This is a genomic window from Streptococcus australis (genome assembly GCF_040226615.1).
GTDB classification, from domain to species: Bacteria; Bacillota; Bacilli; order Lactobacillales; family Streptococcaceae; genus Streptococcus; species Streptococcus australis_E.
In genome coordinates, this window is sequence record NZ_JBCOAT010000008.1 from 39,507 (window position 1) to 54,901 (window position 15,395).

The window sequence follows — 15,395 nt, forward strand, 5'->3', positions numbered from 1 at the left end:
AGAAGGTTCTCTACCCCAAGCTTTAGGCTTGAAGGAGTGAAGGAAGTTCCTTCTCTCCTTCGCCAAAAAGCAGAAGAACATACAATCGATAATGAACATAAAGAAAGGTAAGAAATAGTGGTTGATGTAAATCGTTTTAAAAGTATGCAAATCACCCTAGCTTCTCCAAGCAAGGTCCGTTCATGGTCTTATGGAGAGGTCAAGAAACCTGAAACAATCAACTACCGTACATTGAAACCAGAACGTGAAGGTCTCTTTGATGAAGTCATCTTTGGACCGACAAAAGACTGGGAATGTGCGTGTGGAAAATACAAACGGATTCGTTACAAAGGGATCGTTTGTGACCGCTGTGGTGTGGAAGTAACACGTGCCAAGGTTCGTCGCGAACGCATGGGACACATCGAATTGAAAGCACCTGTGTCACACATCTGGTACTTCAAAGGCATCCCTTCTCGTATGGGGTTGACCTTGGACATGAGTCCTCGTGCCCTTGAAGAAGTCATCTACTTCGCAGCTTACGTGGTGATCGATCCAAAAGATACACCACTTGAGCACAAGTCCATCATGACAGAGCGTGAATACCGTGAACGCTTGCGCGAATACGGACCAGGTTCTTTTGTAGCTAAGATGGGGGCAGAAGCGATCCAAGACCTCTTGAAACAAGTGGATTTGGAAGCTGAAATTGCTGTCTTGAAGGAAGAATTGAAGACTGCAACTGGTCAAAAACGTGTGAAGGCAGTTCGCCGTTTGGATGTCTTAGATGCCTTCTACAAATCTGGCAACAAGCCAGAATGGATGGTTCTCAACATCCTTCCCGTTATTCCACCAGATCTTCGTCCGATGGTCCAATTGGATGGTGGCCGTTTTGCTGCCTCTGACTTGAATGATCTTTACCGTCGTGTGATTAACCGGAACAACCGTTTGGCACGTTTGCTTGAGTTGAATGCCCCTGGTATCATCGTGCAAAACGAAAAACGGATGCTCCAAGAAGCCGTTGATGCTTTGATCGACAACGGTCGTCGTGGTCGTCCGATCACAGGACCAGGTAGTCGTCCACTGAAATCTTTGAGCCATATGCTCAAAGGGAAACAAGGACGCTTCCGTCAAAACTTGCTCGGTAAACGGGTGGACTTCTCAGGACGTTCCGTTATCGCCGTTGGTCCAACTCTTAAGATGTACCAATGTGGTGTGCCACGTGAAATGGCCATCGAGCTCTTTAAACCATTTGTCATGCGTGAAATCGTTGCGCGTGACATCGTGCAAAACGTAAAAGCCGCTAAACGCTTGGTCGAACGTGGAGATGAGCGGATCTGGGATATCTTGGAAGAAGTGATCAAAGAACACCCAGTTCTCTTGAACCGCGCACCGACCCTTCACCGTTTGGGGATCCAAGCCTTTGAACCTGTCTTGATTGACGGGAAAGCTCTTCGCTTGCACCCACTTGTCTGTGAAGCCTACAATGCCGACTTTGACGGGGACCAAATGGCCATCCACGTACCGCTTTCAGAAGAAGCCCAAGCAGAAGCTCGTATCTTGATGCTGGCTGCTGAGCACATCTTGAATCCGAAAGACGGGAAGCCAGTCGTTACCCCATCTCAGGATATGGTATTGGGGAACTACTACCTCACTATGGAAGAAGCTGGTCGTGAAGGCGAAGGCATGGTCTTCAAAGACCGTGATGAAGCGGTCATGGCTCTTCGCAATGGTTATGTTCACTTGCATACTCGTGTCGGAATTGCAACGGATAGCTTGAACAAGCCATGGACAGAAGCGCAACAGCACAAGATTCTCTTGACAACTGTTGGTAAGATTCTCTTTAACGATATCATGCCTGCAGAACTTCCATATCTTCAAGAGCCAAATAATGCTAACTTGACAGAAGGCGTTCCAGCTAAGTACTTCTTGGAGCCTGGTCAAGATGTCAAAGCGACGATTGAGAAATTGGAATTAAATGTTCCATTCAAGAAGAAAAACCTTGGAAATATTATCGCGGAAATCTTCAAACGCTTCCGTACAACAGAAACATCTGCTTTCTTGGACCGCTTGAAAGACTTAGGTTACCACCACTCAACCCTTGCTGGTTTGACAGTGGGGATTGCCGATATTCCAGTTGTTGAAGACAAGGCTGAAATCATTGAAGAATCTCACAAACGTGTAGAACAAATCACCAAACAGTTCCGTAAAGGGATGATTACAGATGATGAGCGCTACAATGCGGTTACAGCTGAATGGCGTGCGGCCCGTGAGAAATTGGAAAAACGTCTGATTGATAACCAAGATCCGAAGAACCCAATCGTTATGATGATGGATTCTGGAGCCCGTGGTAACATCTCAAACTTCTCACAGCTTGCCGGTATGCGTGGTTTGATGGCCGCTCCAAACGGACGGATCATGGAATTGCCGATCCTTTCAAACTTCCGCGAAGGTTTGTCAGTACTCGAAATGTTCTTCTCTACTCACGGTGCTCGTAAAGGGATGACCGATACGGCCCTTAAGACAGCCGACTCAGGTTACTTGACTCGTCGTTTGGTTGACGTTGCCCAAGACGTGATCATTCGTGAAGATGACTGTGGAACTGACCGTGGACTTCTGATTACCTCTATTACAGATGGTAAAGAAATGATTGAACCATTGGAAGAACGTTTGACAGGTCGTTATACCAAGAAAACTGTTAAACACCCTGAAACAGGAGAAGTTATCGTTGGTCCAGATACCTTGATTACAGAAGATATCGCTCGCGACATCGTCAATGCTGGTGTTGAAGCAGTGACCATCCGCTCTGTCTTTACATGTAACACTCGTCATGGTGTCTGCCGTCATTGTTACGGTATCAACTTGGCGACTGGTGATGCGGTTGAGGTTGGTGAAGCAGTCGGAACCATCGCTGCCCAATCTATCGGGGAACCTGGTACACAGTTGACTATGCGTACCTTCCACACGGGTGGGGTTGCCTCAAATACTGATATCACGCAAGGTCTTCCTCGTGTCCAAGAAATCTTTGAAGCCCGCAATCCGAAAGGGGAAGCGGTCATCACTGAGGTCAAAGGGGAAGTCACAGCCATTGAAGAAGATGCTTCTACACGGACCAAGAAAGTCTTTGTACGTGGTGCGACTGGAGAGGGAGAATACGTTGTCCCTTACACAGCCCGCATGAAAGTCGAAGTGGGAGATCAAGTCTCTCGTGGTGCGGCTCTTACAGAAGGGTCTATCCAACCAAAACGTCTCCTTGCCGTTCGTGATGTCTTGTCAGTTGAAACTTACCTCCTTGCGGAAGTACAAAAAGTATACCGTAGCCAAGGGGTAGAAATCGGCGACAAACACATCGAGGTAATGGTGCGTCAAATGATCCGTAAGGTTCGTGTCATGGATCCAGGAGATACAGACCTTCTCATGGGTACTCTCATGGATATCACAGACTTTACAGATGCCAACCGTGATGTGGTTATTTCTGGTGGGGTTCCTGCGACGGCTCGTCCTGTCCTTATGGGAATCACCAAAGCCTCTCTTGAAACCAATAGTTTCTTGTCAGCGGCTTCCTTCCAGGAAACAACTCGTGTCCTCACTGACGCAGCGATTCGTGGTAAGAAAGACCATCTCCTTGGACTTAAGGAAAATGTTATCATTGGTAAGATTATTCCTGCTGGTACAGGTATGGCTCGTTACCGTAACTTGGAACCACAAGCAATCAATGAAGTTGAAATTATCGAAGAAATTCCTGTTACAGAAGAAGCAACTGAAATGGTTGAAGCAACTGTAGTGGAAGAAAATTAATCCTAAAAGAAGCTTTACTGATCTTCAGTAAGGCTTCTTTTTTATGCCTAAAAATGAATAGAAAGGCACTGATAATACCAGGTTAAAAATATGTACAAAGATGAATATATATTTGATAGAATGCATATTCAATGACTTTAAAATAAGCTTTTGAAAGATTTGAATATTAAAATAAATATGGTATAAAATCCAGCTATCTCAAGGTTTTTACGGGTTTTAAACTAATTAATATTACACATAAATTACAGATTATTAAAATTCGATTAAATGTATTACGAAAGCATTGAGATAGTTTGACTTATGAAGCAATTGAAGGTAGAATGGATGGTAAATATGTTGTTGATTTTGTTAATAAAATCACAAGGTAAAAAAGGTGAGATGATGAAAAAGATTAAAGTGATGGTTGTTTTTGGAACGCGCCCAGAAGCTATTAAAATGGCTCCCCTGGTTCTAGAGCTCCAAAAGCAAAGTGAGACCATTGAAACGATTACAGTGGTGACTGCTCAGCATCGTCAAATGCTGGATCAAGTGCTAGAGACCTTCCGCATTCAACCGGATTACGATCTAGATATTATGGGGAAAAACCAATCACTTCTAGATATCACGGCTAGAATCCTTGAAAAATTTGACCCAGTCGTGAAAGAAGTGCAACCAGATATGATTTTGGTCCATGGGGACACAACGACGACTTTTGCGGCTAGTCTGGTTGCCTTCTATAACCAAGTCCGTATCGGTCACGTAGAGGCGGGTCTCAGAACCTTCGATAAGTATTCGCCTTTCCCTGAGGAAATGAACCGTCAAATGACGGATAACTTGGCAGATCTCTATTTTGCCCCAACCAGTGAAAGCAAGGCCAATCTTCTCATGGAACATCATCCAGAGTCGTCCATTTTCATTACAGGGAATACGGCGATTGATGCCCTGCGATTAACGGTACAAGAGGATTATCACCATCAGGTCCTTGATCAGTTAGATCCGCAGAAGAAGCTGGTCTTAGTGACCATGCACCGTCGGGAAAATCAAGGCCAGCCGATGCGGGCTGTGTTTGGTGCCTTGAGAGAAATGGTGGATGCCCATCCGGAATTGGAAGTCGTTTATCCAGTCCATCTCAGTCCTGCTGTTCAAGAGGCGGCTAAGGACATCTTAGGAGAACACGACCGCATTCATTTGATTGCGCCTTTGGACGTCTTTGACTTTCATAACCTCGCTTCGAGAAGTTACTTTATTATGTCTGATTCGGGAGGAGTTCAGGAGGAGGCTCCTTCTTTAGGCAAGCCTGTCTTAGTCCTTCGGGATACGACCGAACGTCCAGAAGGTGTCAAAGCTGGAACCTTAAAATTGGTCGGAACCGATCCTGAACGCGTCAAGGAAGAAATGACGGCTCTGTTGACGGACCCAGATCTGTATCAAAAAATGGCTTCAGCTCGAAATCCATATGGAGATGGGAAGGCATCTGAGCGGATTGTTCAAGCTATTCAGCACTATTATGGCCTCGTTGACTCGGTATCTGAATTTATGGAGGGAGAGATTTAGGAATGAAAAAAAGGAATCATTTAGGAGACTGGATGCTTATTTTAGTCGGCTTTGTATTGGCCGTCCTGATATACTGTCTATTCTTTGCACGGGAAATTATTATTGAGGAAGCTCTCTTTCTTGTGTTAGCCTTGTTTGCCTCTCTTGTCTTATCCAATTTGCTGCTGACCTGGACGATTTTAATTTCAGTCGGTTTAGGAATTGTCTTTCTGGTAGCAGGAGTCGTGTATATCCCTGCAAACCAGGCACTGTTATTGCTTTTCTCTTTCCCTATTCTGATTGGAATACTATCAAAAATTCGCTACTATTTATTTAAAGAAGTTGCAAAGGTTCAAAACCAAGAAGAAGACGCTGAAGTTGCCTACCGTGGCTTGCTGGAACACATGGGTGTTCAACAGGAACAGAAATTACAAGCCCTCTTGATCCATTGGTCTCATGAGGAACTCTTCTATCAAATTCATCCTCGTGAGTACAATCGGACGCTGAACCAAATTCATTATCTGATTGGCCACCATTTGATACAAGATGAGAGACTTTATTATGTTTCAGATGGCAATTTTCTAGTACTTACGAATAGTCAGCAACGAAATTTGCAAGAATATTATCAGTTGTATTTAAAAAATCAATTGGAATCTTTGGTCTTTAAGGGAGAAGACGGTAATCAAGCGATTCAATTTCAAAAAGGATACTTGGTGGTGGATTCGACCAATCGGACGAAATTCCATAGCTACCAGGAAGCTATTAGTAACTTGAAACGTCAACTTGAAACGGATATTATTGTGGAATATTAGGAGGAACCGATGACTCTTACAAATCTATTTTTTGGGCTAGCCTTAGGGATTAGTCTATTCTTTGCGGTGTGCTTCTGTGCATTATTCATTGCCTACTTGGTCATCTACCATCGGGTAAACAAAAACTTTAAGGCGGTGGACCATGATTAGTCAAATTTTAATGATTTTCACCTTGATTTCTATCTGGTTATCTCTAGCCTGGGGCTTGGTAATCTTGATTTCAGCGGTTCAATTCTGGTTGAAACACAGTGATTTTCGAGTGGATACGAGCCCGCTTCTCTATTATCCTAAAGTAACCATTGTGGTACCTGCCCACAATGAAGATGTGGTCATTGCTCAAACTGCTAAGGCGATTTTGGATATGAATTACCCTCATGATCGTGTGGAGTTGCTTCTCTTTGCAGATAACTGCTCGGATCGTACCTATGAGGAGTGTTTGGCTGTCAAGGCCCTTCCGGAATACGCTGGACGTGACGTGACCATTATTGACCGTACCGGTACAGGTGGGAAAGCTGGAGTATTAAATGATGCCTTGAAGATGGCGACAGGAGATTATATCTGTGTCTATGATGCAGATGCTATGCCTGAGAAAAATGCTCTTTATTTCTTGGTTAAGGAAGTTCTTAAAGATCCAGAACGTCATGTGGCTTCATTTGGACGCAATAAGACGAGAAATGCTAACCAGAACTTCTTGACGCGCTGTATCAACCAAGAAATCGTCGTGACCCAACGGGTTCACCACGTCGGGATGTGGAATCTCTTCAAAATCGGACGGATTCCAGGGACCAACTTTATTATCCAAACAGAATTTGTCAAAAGTATCGGTGGTTGGAAGAATGGTGCCTTGACGGAAGATACGGATATTTCCTTCAAGATTTGCAAAGCGGAAAACTGATCGCCTTGGCTTACAACTCGGAAGCCTTCCAACAAGAGCCAGAGACCCTAAAAACCTACTACATGCAACGGAAACGTTGGGCAAAAGGGAACTACGAGGTTGTACTTTCCAACTTTAAACACTTATTCGGAAAAGGGAACTGGCGGGTAAAACTAGAGGTCTTCAACTATTCATGTATTTTCTTCTGGTTTAATGCAGCGATTGTCTTGTCAGACTTGATTTTCTTTGCCAATGTCCTTGCCATGTTTATCCATCTCTTTGCTCCGGGTGTACAGATTCCTTTTGCTTTTGACTCCGAAAATATCTACATTGCCCAATTGATGCTCTTTAACTGGGTGCTAATGATTGGTTTGTATTTGTTGCAAATCAACATTGCCATGGCTTCTCAGTTTGGTCAGGCGACGGTGAAACAGATTTGGTTGGCCCTAGCAGCCTACTTTAGCTATTCCCAACTCTTTATCATTGTTTCGATTGATTCGATTTCATCCATCATCATGGATAAATTGCTTCACCGTGAAGGAACCAAGTGGGTGAAAACGAAACGGTTTGCTGGTTAGGAGGACTTATGAGAACAAAAAAAATGAAATATTTATGGTTTGTGGTCATCCTGGCAGTCTTTTGTTTGACTCTCTTCTTGGCTCGGACAAGAAGCAAGGTGGAGATGCGGAACCGCCTCTATCGTCAATGGACGGAACACTACCTCGTGACGGATGGAAAACAGTCCTATGTTCGTACGACTAACAGTGACCAAGAAACGGTTGTCTTATCAGAAGCGCAAGGTTATGGCATGCTAATCACAGTAGAGGCTGCCAAGAAAGACCTAGCCAATCAAGAGGATTTTGACCGTCTGTATCGGTATTATCAAAACAATCGCTTAGACGATACCCAATTAATGGCTTGGAAACAAATCATCAAAAAAGGGGAGCTTTCATCTGAGCATCAAAATGCGACGGATGGTGATCTATATATAGCCTATGCCTTGATGGAGGCAGCAAAACAGTGGCCTGAAAAAGGTAAAGGCTATCAACAGCAAGCCAAGGCTATCTTGGACGATATTCTCAAGTACAACTACAATGAGACAACGGGTGTCTTGACCGTTGGGAATTGGGCCAATCAAGATTCCGAATTCTATCACTTGATGAGAACCTCTGATACCCTTCCATCCTTTTTCCAATCCTTCTATGAGTTGACTGGAAATGAACAATGGTTAAGTATTAAAGAGAAGATGTTGGCCCAGCTTGACGCTATCAGTTCACAAACTAAAACAGGCCTTCTGCCAGACTTTATGTGGGTAGATGAACAAGGAGCGCGTGTAGCGGATCCAGATACCATCGAATCCAAGTACGATGGTGCTTATTCTTACAATGCTTGTCGTCTGCCATACAACTTGGCTCAAAGCCAGGACAAGACCAGTCAAAAATTGGGCAAGAAGATGCTGGATTTCTTCATGAAGCAACGGAATATCTATGCAGGCTATGATCTGAAAGGCAATGCCCTTCATCAGTACCAAGCAGCTAGCTTCATTGCTCCGGTATCTTATGCGGCTGAAAATGGAGATGGCTATCTCAAATTGGTGCAGCAGAACAAGTTTATCTTTATGCAAGATCTATCAACAGAAAATTATTACGATGCAACCATGACAACCATGATTGCCCTTCAATTGTTCTAATGGATCATCATTTGAAAAACTGAGAACTTTAGGTTCTCAGTTTTTTCTTGTCAAAAAATAGCCTTTCTCTCCTCCATAAGGGGAGATTTTGAAAGAAAAGCATGAAAATGTTCGGAAAATTTACTTTATCTTTCTTTCATAAGCAGAATTCTTTTGTTATCAAAGGATTTTATATATAATATTGGATACAAAGGACGGAGAGAAATATGTATCAAGTAATTGAAATGTATGGGGATTATGAACCCTGGTGGTTTTTAGAAGATTGGGAGAAGGACATTGTCACTAGTCAGAGTTTTGATGACTATTATGAAGCCCTCAAATACTACAAACGCCAATGGTTACTTTTAAGAGAGCAATCTCCATTATTTAAAAGTAGAAGTGATTTAATGACGATTTTTTGGGATCCTGAGGATCAGCGCTGGTGTGAAGAGTGTGCGGAATACGTGCAACAATATCATTCAGTCGCCTTGTTAGAAAACGATCAGAAGATACCGAGAAGCAAGCGCCGTCCAGGCTACGAAAAAGAGAATGCCCACACGGCTCATCGCTCTTGTAAGCTAGACTACGAGAGCAATAATCTATAGGAAGAGAAATTCAATATGCAGTTGAGTTTCTTTTTTTTTGCTCTTTTTTCTAAATCCAGCGCTAGTTGGCCAATTAATTGCGAATTATATAGTGAAAGGAGGAAATATGGTTCAAGAAATTGCACAATCCATAATTCGAATGGCATCGAATGCCGAAGCTCAGGATATTTATTTTGTTCCTCGAGCATCAGACTATCAGCTCTTTCTAAGGGTTGGGGATGAGCGACGCTTTGTCGAGACCTATTCGCAAGAACAAATGGTAGCGGTCATCAGTCATTTTAAGTTTATGGCAGGGATGAATGTGGGGGAAAGGCGCCGGAGTCAATTGGGCTCCTGTGACTATTCTCTAGGGGATAAGGTCTTGTCCTTACGCTTGTCTACTGTGGGAGACTATAGGGGATACGAGAGTTTAGTTATTCGCCTGCTCCACAATGAGGACCGGGAGCTCCGTTTCTGGTTCGACCAACTTCAAGAGCTAGAAGAGAAGGTGAGTAAGCGGGGGCTCTACTTATTTGCGGGTCCAGTCGGATCGGGGAAGACAACACTGATGCATGCCCTGGCCAAGAAAAAATTTTCGGGGCAACAAGTCATGTCGATTGAAGATCCCGTAGAAATTAAGCAAGAAGAGATGCTGCAACTGCAGCTCAATGAAGCGATTGGCATGACTTATGATAGCTTGATTAAACTGTCTCTGCGTCATCGCCCGGATCTCCTCCTCATCGGAGAAATTCGTGACACGGAGACAGCTCGTGCAGTTATTCGGGCTAGTCTGACAGGTGTGACGGTCTTTTCTACCATCCATGCCAAGAGCATTCCTGGGGTTTATGAACGCCTACTGGAGTTGGGGGTGAGTGAGGAGGAGTTACGGATTGTCCTTCAAGGGATCTGTTACCAGCGTTTGATAAAGGGAGGAGGTGTCACTGACTTTGCCATCCAAGATTACCAAAACCACTCCAGTCAACAGTGGAACCAGCAAATGGATGCGCTTTATGAAGCGGGACATATTGAGCTGGATCAGGCGCAAGCCGAAAAAATTATCGATTGCTAAGCAAGAACATGTCATTGAACTCTTTCACAATCTCTACAGCAGTGGCTTTCATCTATCAGAGGTCATCGACTTTCTTCGGCGCAGTCAATTGGTAGAGGCAGATTTTGTCGAGAGGATGCAGGTCGGACTTGCCAACGGGAAGCCCCTGTCAGCCATTCTCTCTGATCTAGGTTTCTCCGATCAGGTAACGACTCAATTGGCACTGGCGGAGCAGCATGGAAATGTTACCTTAAGTTTAGAAAAGATCCGTAGCTACTTGGAAAATCTGACCCAGGTTCGAAAGAAACTAGTTGAGGTGGCGACCTATCCCGTGCTCTTGTTGGGATTTTTGATCTTGATTATGCTGGGGCTGAAAAATTATCTCTTGCCCCAGTTGGAGAATCAAAATGGGGCGACACGACTGATTAGTATCTTTCCCCAGTATGTTTTGTTAGGGAGTGTGTTGCTGACGATTGGAGTTTTGATGCTCCTTTTCCTAGGCCGTCGTGCCAAACGGCTGGCCCTGGTTTCATGTTTGGCTAGATTTCCTTTTCTTCGCCCCTTCTTACAGGATTATCTGACCGCTTTTTATGCTCGAGAATGGGGAAGTATGATTGCCCAAGGGTTGGAGCTGAATCAAATTTTTCCTGTGATGCAGGGGCAACGTTCCCGTCTCTTTCGAGAGATTGGACAGGATTTAGAGCGGGCATTGGCTCGTGGCAGGTCTTTTTCTGACCATATTCAGACCTATCCTTTCTTTAAACGAGAGCTGGCCCTCATGATTGAATATGGGGAAGCCAAATCCAAGCTCGGTAGTGAGCTGGAGATCTATGCAGACAAGACCTGGGCAGGCTTTTTCCATCGTTTGAACAAGGCCATGAATGTCGTTCAACCACTGGTCTTTGTCTTTGTTGCTCTTATGATTGTTTTGCTCTATGCAGCCATGTTGCTGCCGATTTATGAAAATTTGGAGGTTCCTTTATGAAATCATTGCGCACACTCAAGGTAAAAGCTTTTACTCTGATTGAAATGTTAGTTGTTTTGCTCATTATCAGCGTTCTTCTCTTGCTCTTTGTTCCGAACTTGACCAAGCAGAAAGATTCGGTAACAGATACAGGAAATCGAGCAGTCGTCAAAGTCGTGGAGAGCCAGGCTGAGCTCTATGAACTCAATCATCAGAATGAAAAAGCTAGTCTTTCTAAGCTAGTCGCAGAAGGACAAATCACTCAAAAACAAGCAGAAGCCTACCGTGCTCACTATGTGAAGAATGCAGGTGATCACCGTGCGGTTGCAGATTAAAGCTTTCACCCTTCTAGAGAGCTTACTAACTCTAGGTATCGTCAGTCTTCTATGTTGGCTGCTAGCTGGGTCAGTCCATCAAGCCTTTGGGCAGGTGGAAGAAACATTGTTTTTCTCGGAATTTGAACGGGTCTATCAGGAGACACAAAAGATGAGTATTGCAAAAGAGGAGAGAGCTCTTCTTTCCATCGACCACGGTGGGGTTCATAGTCCCTATCAAGAATTACCGCTTCCAAAAGGGGTGGAAGTGGTCAGAGAGAAGCAACTGACCTTTGATCCAGCAGGAGGCAATTCAAGCCTGACCAAGATTCAATTTCAGACAGAGAAAGAGGTGGTGACTTATCAGTTGGCAATTGGGAATGGAAAAATTAAAAAATCGACGGCTCCCCGCTAGTCTTTTGTTAGAAGGACTGATTGCCTTAGCGATGTTTGGTGTCCTCACGACCCTTGTGCTGGGAGAGCTAGGGGACTCGCGACAGCAGCGCTTAGAAGAGTTGAGACAAGGAGAAGTCTTGCGAGTCGCAAAAATGGCGATCCAGACCAGGCAGGATCAATTGAGCATCAATCAGGTCAGTGTCCAGGTGGAGAGGTCTGCCAAGTCCTTAAAGGTCTATCATGAAGGAAAGGTTGTGATTGCTGTTGAAAAGAACTAAACTGCCAGCCTTTACTTTACTGGAGGCCTTGGTTGCCCTGCTCGTCATCAGCGGTGGTTTATTGGTGTTTCAAGGATTGACAAGCCTTTTGCGTCAAGAACTCCAGTACCAAAGTCACATCAAGCAAGAGGAATGGTTGCTCTTTCAGGACCAGCTGGACATTGAATTGTCTCGTAGCCAATTTGAAGAGGTCAGAGATAACAAATTCTATCTTGTTCAGGATCAAAAACCCATAGCCATTGGACTGGCTAAGGGGGGAGATATCCGAAAGACAGATGCGACTGGCCGTGGCTATCAACCGATGATAGATGGAGTTGAATCCGCCAGGATTGAAAAAAGAGGAGATCTGGTGTCTATTCAACTGCGCTTTGAAGAAGGGTTAGAAAGGGAGGTGGTCTACCGTGTGGTGGAAAAGGATAAAAAAGAAGCAGATTGAGGCCGGGATCCTTCTTTATGCCCTTTTTATGTCGGCGGTTTTTAGTCTCTTGCTTCAGTTTTACCTGAACAGACAAGTGGCAGAGAGACGGATCCTCCTTGCTAGTCAGCACCGGATCCAGGCTTATGCGCAAGCTCAATTGGCGATTGATACTTGGGATCGGGAAGAAAAAACCATAACCTTCTCAACTGGTCGAGTCGATTTGGAAGAAAAATCGGGCTTTGCCAACGTAACGAGTCACTTACAAGATGGGGGAAGCTATCATTTCACCTTTGCTCTACCTCCTCGTGAAAAGAAAAAAACCGACAAGAAGGAAAAGGAGAAGCAGGCTCCAGATTCGGCCACAGACCACCCGACCACGACTGAGGAAGAGAAGCCTCAGGCCTTCGAAAAGCATAGCGAAAACTCTTAAAATTTGATATGATTAAGAGATGGAGGAAAGCATGAATTTCGAAAAAATTGAGAAAGCCTACGGCTACCTATTAGAGAATACCCAAACTATCCAAAATGATTTGCAGACCAACTTTTATGATGCTCTAGTTGAGCAGAATGCCATCTATCTGGATGGGCAAACAGAGTTGACTCTAGTGAAGGAAAACAACCAGCGCCTGAAGGACTTGAACTTAAACAAGGAAGAGTGGCGTCGTTCCTTCCAGTATCTTTTGATGAAGGCTGCCCAAACAGAGCCCCTACAGGCCAATCACCAATTTACGCCAGATGGGATTGGATTTCTTCTGGTCTTCCTAGTGGATCAGTTGGCGAGTTCCGATCAAGTAGATGTGCTAGAAATGGGGAGTGGAACAGGGAACTTGGCCCAAACCTTGATGAACAACTGTCAGCGTTCCTTAGATTATTTGGGCTTGGAAATTGATGATCTCTTGATTGACCTTGCGGCTAGTATGGCAGAAGTGATGAAGGCGGATGTGAATTTTGCCCAAGGTGATGCCATTCGTCCACAAGTTTTGAAAGAGAGCGATGTGATTATCAGCGATTTACCTGTCGGTTATTATCCAGATGATGCCATTGCGAGTCGTTACCAGGTCGCTTCCCCTCAGGGCCACACCTATGCCCATCATTTATTGATTGAACAATCGCTAAAATACTTAAAACCAGGTGGCGTCGCTATTTTTCTAGCTCCGAATGATCTCTTGACGAGCGAGCAGAGTCCTCTGCTGAAACAATGGATGCAGGATCATGCTCAGGTCTTGGCCATGGTGACCTTGCCAGAGAACCTCTTTCGATCAGCCAATCTAGCAAAAACCATCTTTGTTTTCCGCAAGCAAGAAGAAGCGGTGGTCCAACCATTTGTCTATCCTTTGACTGATTTGCAAGACCAGGAAGACCTCATGAAATTCCGTGAAAGTTTTCAAAACTGGAATAAAGAAAGTGAAATTTAAACAAAATTTTGCTATAATAGGAGTGAAAACGCTTAAAGAGGTAAAAAAATGACGAAAACAATTGCAATTAATGCAGGTAGTTCAAGTTTGAAATGGCAATTATACCAAATGCCAGAAGAAACAGTTTTGGCAAAAGGGCTCATCGAGAGAATTGGACTTAAAGATTCCATTTCGACAGTAAAATTTGACGGTCGAGCGGAAAAACAGGTTTTAGATATCGAGAACCACACACAAGCGGTTAAAATCCTTCTCGATGATTTGATTCGTTTCGATATTATTTCTTCCTACGATGAAATCACTGGAGTAGGGCACCGTGTCGTTGCAGGTGGCGAGTACTTCAAAGAGTCTGCTCTTGTAGATGAAGAAGTCATTCAAAAGGTTGAGGAACTTTCTTTGTTGGCCCCATTGCACAACCCTGCCAACGCTGCTGGGATCCGTGCCTTTAAAGAATTGTTACCAGATATTACCAGCGTTGTTGTATTTGATACCTCTTTCCATACAACAATGCCTGAAAAAGCTTATCGTTATCCTCTTCCAACTAAGTACTATACAGAAAACAAGGTTCGTAAATATGGGGCTCACGGGACCAGCCATGAGTATGTAGCCCACGAAGCTGCGAAGCTTCTTGGAAAACCAATCGAAGAGTTGAAATTAATCACCTGCCACATTGGGAATGGAGCTTCTATTACAGCGGTAGACAAAGGGATTTCTGTCGATACGTCTATGGGCTTCACACCACTTGGTGGCATCATGATGGGAACACGTACAGGGGATATTGACCCTGCTATTATTCCTTACTTGATGGAGCACACAGAGGACTTCAACAGTCCAGAAGATATTAGTCGTATCTTGAACCGTGAATCTGGTCTTCTAGGGGTGTCTGAGCTTTCTAGTGATATGCGCGATATCCACGAAGCCATGCGCAGTGGAAACGACAAGGCACTTTTGGCCAACGACATTTTTGTCGACCGTATTAAGAAATACATCGGTCAATACTTTGCTGTCTTGAATGGAGCAGACGCCATCATCTTTACAGCTGGTATCGGGGAAAATTCTAAAACGATCCGTGGACAAGTCATTGACGGCTTAACTTGGTTTGGTTGTGAGCTTGATCCAGAAAAGAATGTCTTTGGTGCAGAAGGCGATATTTCAACAGCGGATGCTAAAGTGAGAGTCTTGGTCATCCCAACGGACGAAGAATTAGTCATTGCACGTGATGTTGAACGCTTTAAAAACAAGGGATAAGACTTTATTCTATAAAAACAAGAGAGAAGAGGCTGACTTGAAGCGCCTCTTTTTTCTCTTGTGTGACTTCTACTTGGGCTTGCCCCAGTAGCTCA

The 15,395-nt window shown here is 44.2% G+C and carries 15 protein-coding genes and 1 pseudogene; all 16 read left to right on the plus strand.

The genetic code is table 11. From position 1 onward, the window contains the following. The first annotated feature begins 117 nt into the window (after positions 1 to 117). Complete coding sequence (rpoC, locus tag ABT997_RS07855; protein WP_040802798.1) at positions 118 to 3,771, plus strand: DNA-directed RNA polymerase subunit beta'; 3,654 nt, start codon at positions 118 to 120, stop codon at positions 3,769 to 3,771. A 381-nt stretch (positions 3,772 to 4,152) separates the two neighbouring features. After that, positions 4,153 to 5,304: a non-hydrolyzing UDP-N-acetylglucosamine 2-epimerase gene (gene wecB / locus ABT997_RS07860; RefSeq protein ID WP_048717463.1), complete on the plus strand. Its 1,152-nt coding sequence runs from the start codon at positions 4,153 to 4,155 to the stop codon at positions 5,302 to 5,304. Between the two features lie 2 nt (positions 5,305 to 5,306). Continuing rightward, complete coding sequence (locus tag ABT997_RS07865) at positions 5,307 to 6,095, plus strand: hypothetical protein (RefSeq protein WP_006595143.1); 789 nt, start codon at positions 5,307 to 5,309, stop codon at positions 6,093 to 6,095. Positions 6,096 to 6,104: 9 nt separating this feature from the next. Next, positions 6,105 to 6,245, plus strand: coding sequence for a hypothetical protein (locus tag ABT997_RS07870; protein WP_006595142.1), 141 nt, complete (start codon positions 6,105 to 6,107; stop codon positions 6,243 to 6,245). After that, positions 6,238 to 7,547: pseudogene (locus ABT997_RS07875) on the plus strand (glycosyltransferase family 2 protein). Before ABT997_RS07870 ends, ABT997_RS07875 begins: the two are co-directional and overlap by 8 nt. Before the next feature lie 8 nt (positions 7,548 to 7,555). Then, positions 7,556 to 8,659 (plus strand): family 8 glycosyl hydrolase, encoded by a 1,104-nt coding sequence (locus tag ABT997_RS07880; RefSeq protein ID WP_006595140.1) that lies wholly within the window; start codon positions 7,556 to 7,558, stop codon positions 8,657 to 8,659. 206 nt (positions 8,660 to 8,865) lie between these two features. After that, on the plus strand, positions 8,866 to 9,243 hold the full coding sequence (locus ABT997_RS07885; protein ID WP_006595139.1) for a DUF1033 family protein: 378 nt from the start codon (positions 8,866 to 8,868) through the stop codon (positions 9,241 to 9,243). Between the two features lie 106 nt (positions 9,244 to 9,349). After that, positions 9,350 to 10,291, plus strand: coding sequence for a competence type IV pilus ATPase ComGA (gene comGA, locus ABT997_RS07890; RefSeq protein ID WP_006597118.1), 942 nt, complete (start codon positions 9,350 to 9,352; stop codon positions 10,289 to 10,291). Beyond that, positions 10,233 to 11,255, plus strand: a complete 1,023-nt coding sequence (comGB, locus tag ABT997_RS07895) for a competence type IV pilus assembly protein ComGB (RefSeq protein WP_023022075.1) — start codon at positions 10,233 to 10,235, stop codon at positions 11,253 to 11,255. The genes comGA and comGB overlap by 59 nt, the downstream gene beginning before the upstream one ends. Further along, positions 11,252 to 11,569, plus strand: coding sequence for a competence type IV pilus major pilin ComGC (comGC, locus tag ABT997_RS07900; RefSeq protein ID WP_023022076.1), 318 nt, complete (start codon positions 11,252 to 11,254; stop codon positions 11,567 to 11,569). The genes comGB and comGC overlap by 4 nt, the downstream gene beginning before the upstream one ends. Next, positions 11,538 to 11,963, plus strand: a complete 426-nt coding sequence (gene comGD, locus ABT997_RS07905) for a competence type IV pilus minor pilin ComGD (RefSeq protein WP_042507426.1) — start codon at positions 11,538 to 11,540, stop codon at positions 11,961 to 11,963. The genes comGC and comGD overlap by 32 nt, the downstream gene beginning before the upstream one ends. Further along, on the plus strand, positions 11,929 to 12,222 hold the full coding sequence (gene comGE / locus ABT997_RS07910; RefSeq protein ID WP_006595134.1) for a competence type IV pilus minor pilin ComGE: 294 nt from the start codon (positions 11,929 to 11,931) through the stop codon (positions 12,220 to 12,222). Before comGD ends, comGE begins: the two co-directional genes overlap by 35 nt. After that, a complete protein-coding gene (gene comGF / locus ABT997_RS07915; RefSeq protein ID WP_040803180.1) occupies positions 12,206 to 12,658 on the plus strand; it encodes a competence type IV pilus minor pilin ComGF in 453 nt (150 codons plus the stop codon). The genes comGE and comGF overlap by 17 nt, the downstream gene beginning before the upstream one ends. Beyond that, positions 12,624 to 13,070: a competence type IV pilus minor pilin ComGG gene (comGG, locus tag ABT997_RS07920; protein ID WP_006595132.1), complete on the plus strand. Its 447-nt coding sequence runs from the start codon at positions 12,624 to 12,626 to the stop codon at positions 13,068 to 13,070. Before comGF ends, comGG begins: the two co-directional genes overlap by 35 nt. Positions 13,071 to 13,101: 31 nt before the next feature. Beyond that, on the plus strand, positions 13,102 to 14,055 hold the full coding sequence (locus ABT997_RS07925) for a class I SAM-dependent methyltransferase (RefSeq protein ID WP_023022079.1): 954 nt from the start codon (positions 13,102 to 13,104) through the stop codon (positions 14,053 to 14,055). A 48-nt stretch (positions 14,056 to 14,103) separates the two neighbouring features. Next, positions 14,104 to 15,300 (plus strand): acetate kinase, encoded by a 1,197-nt coding sequence (locus tag ABT997_RS07930; RefSeq protein WP_023022080.1) that lies wholly within the window; start codon positions 14,104 to 14,106, stop codon positions 15,298 to 15,300. Positions 15,301 to 15,395: the final 95 nt, after the last annotated feature.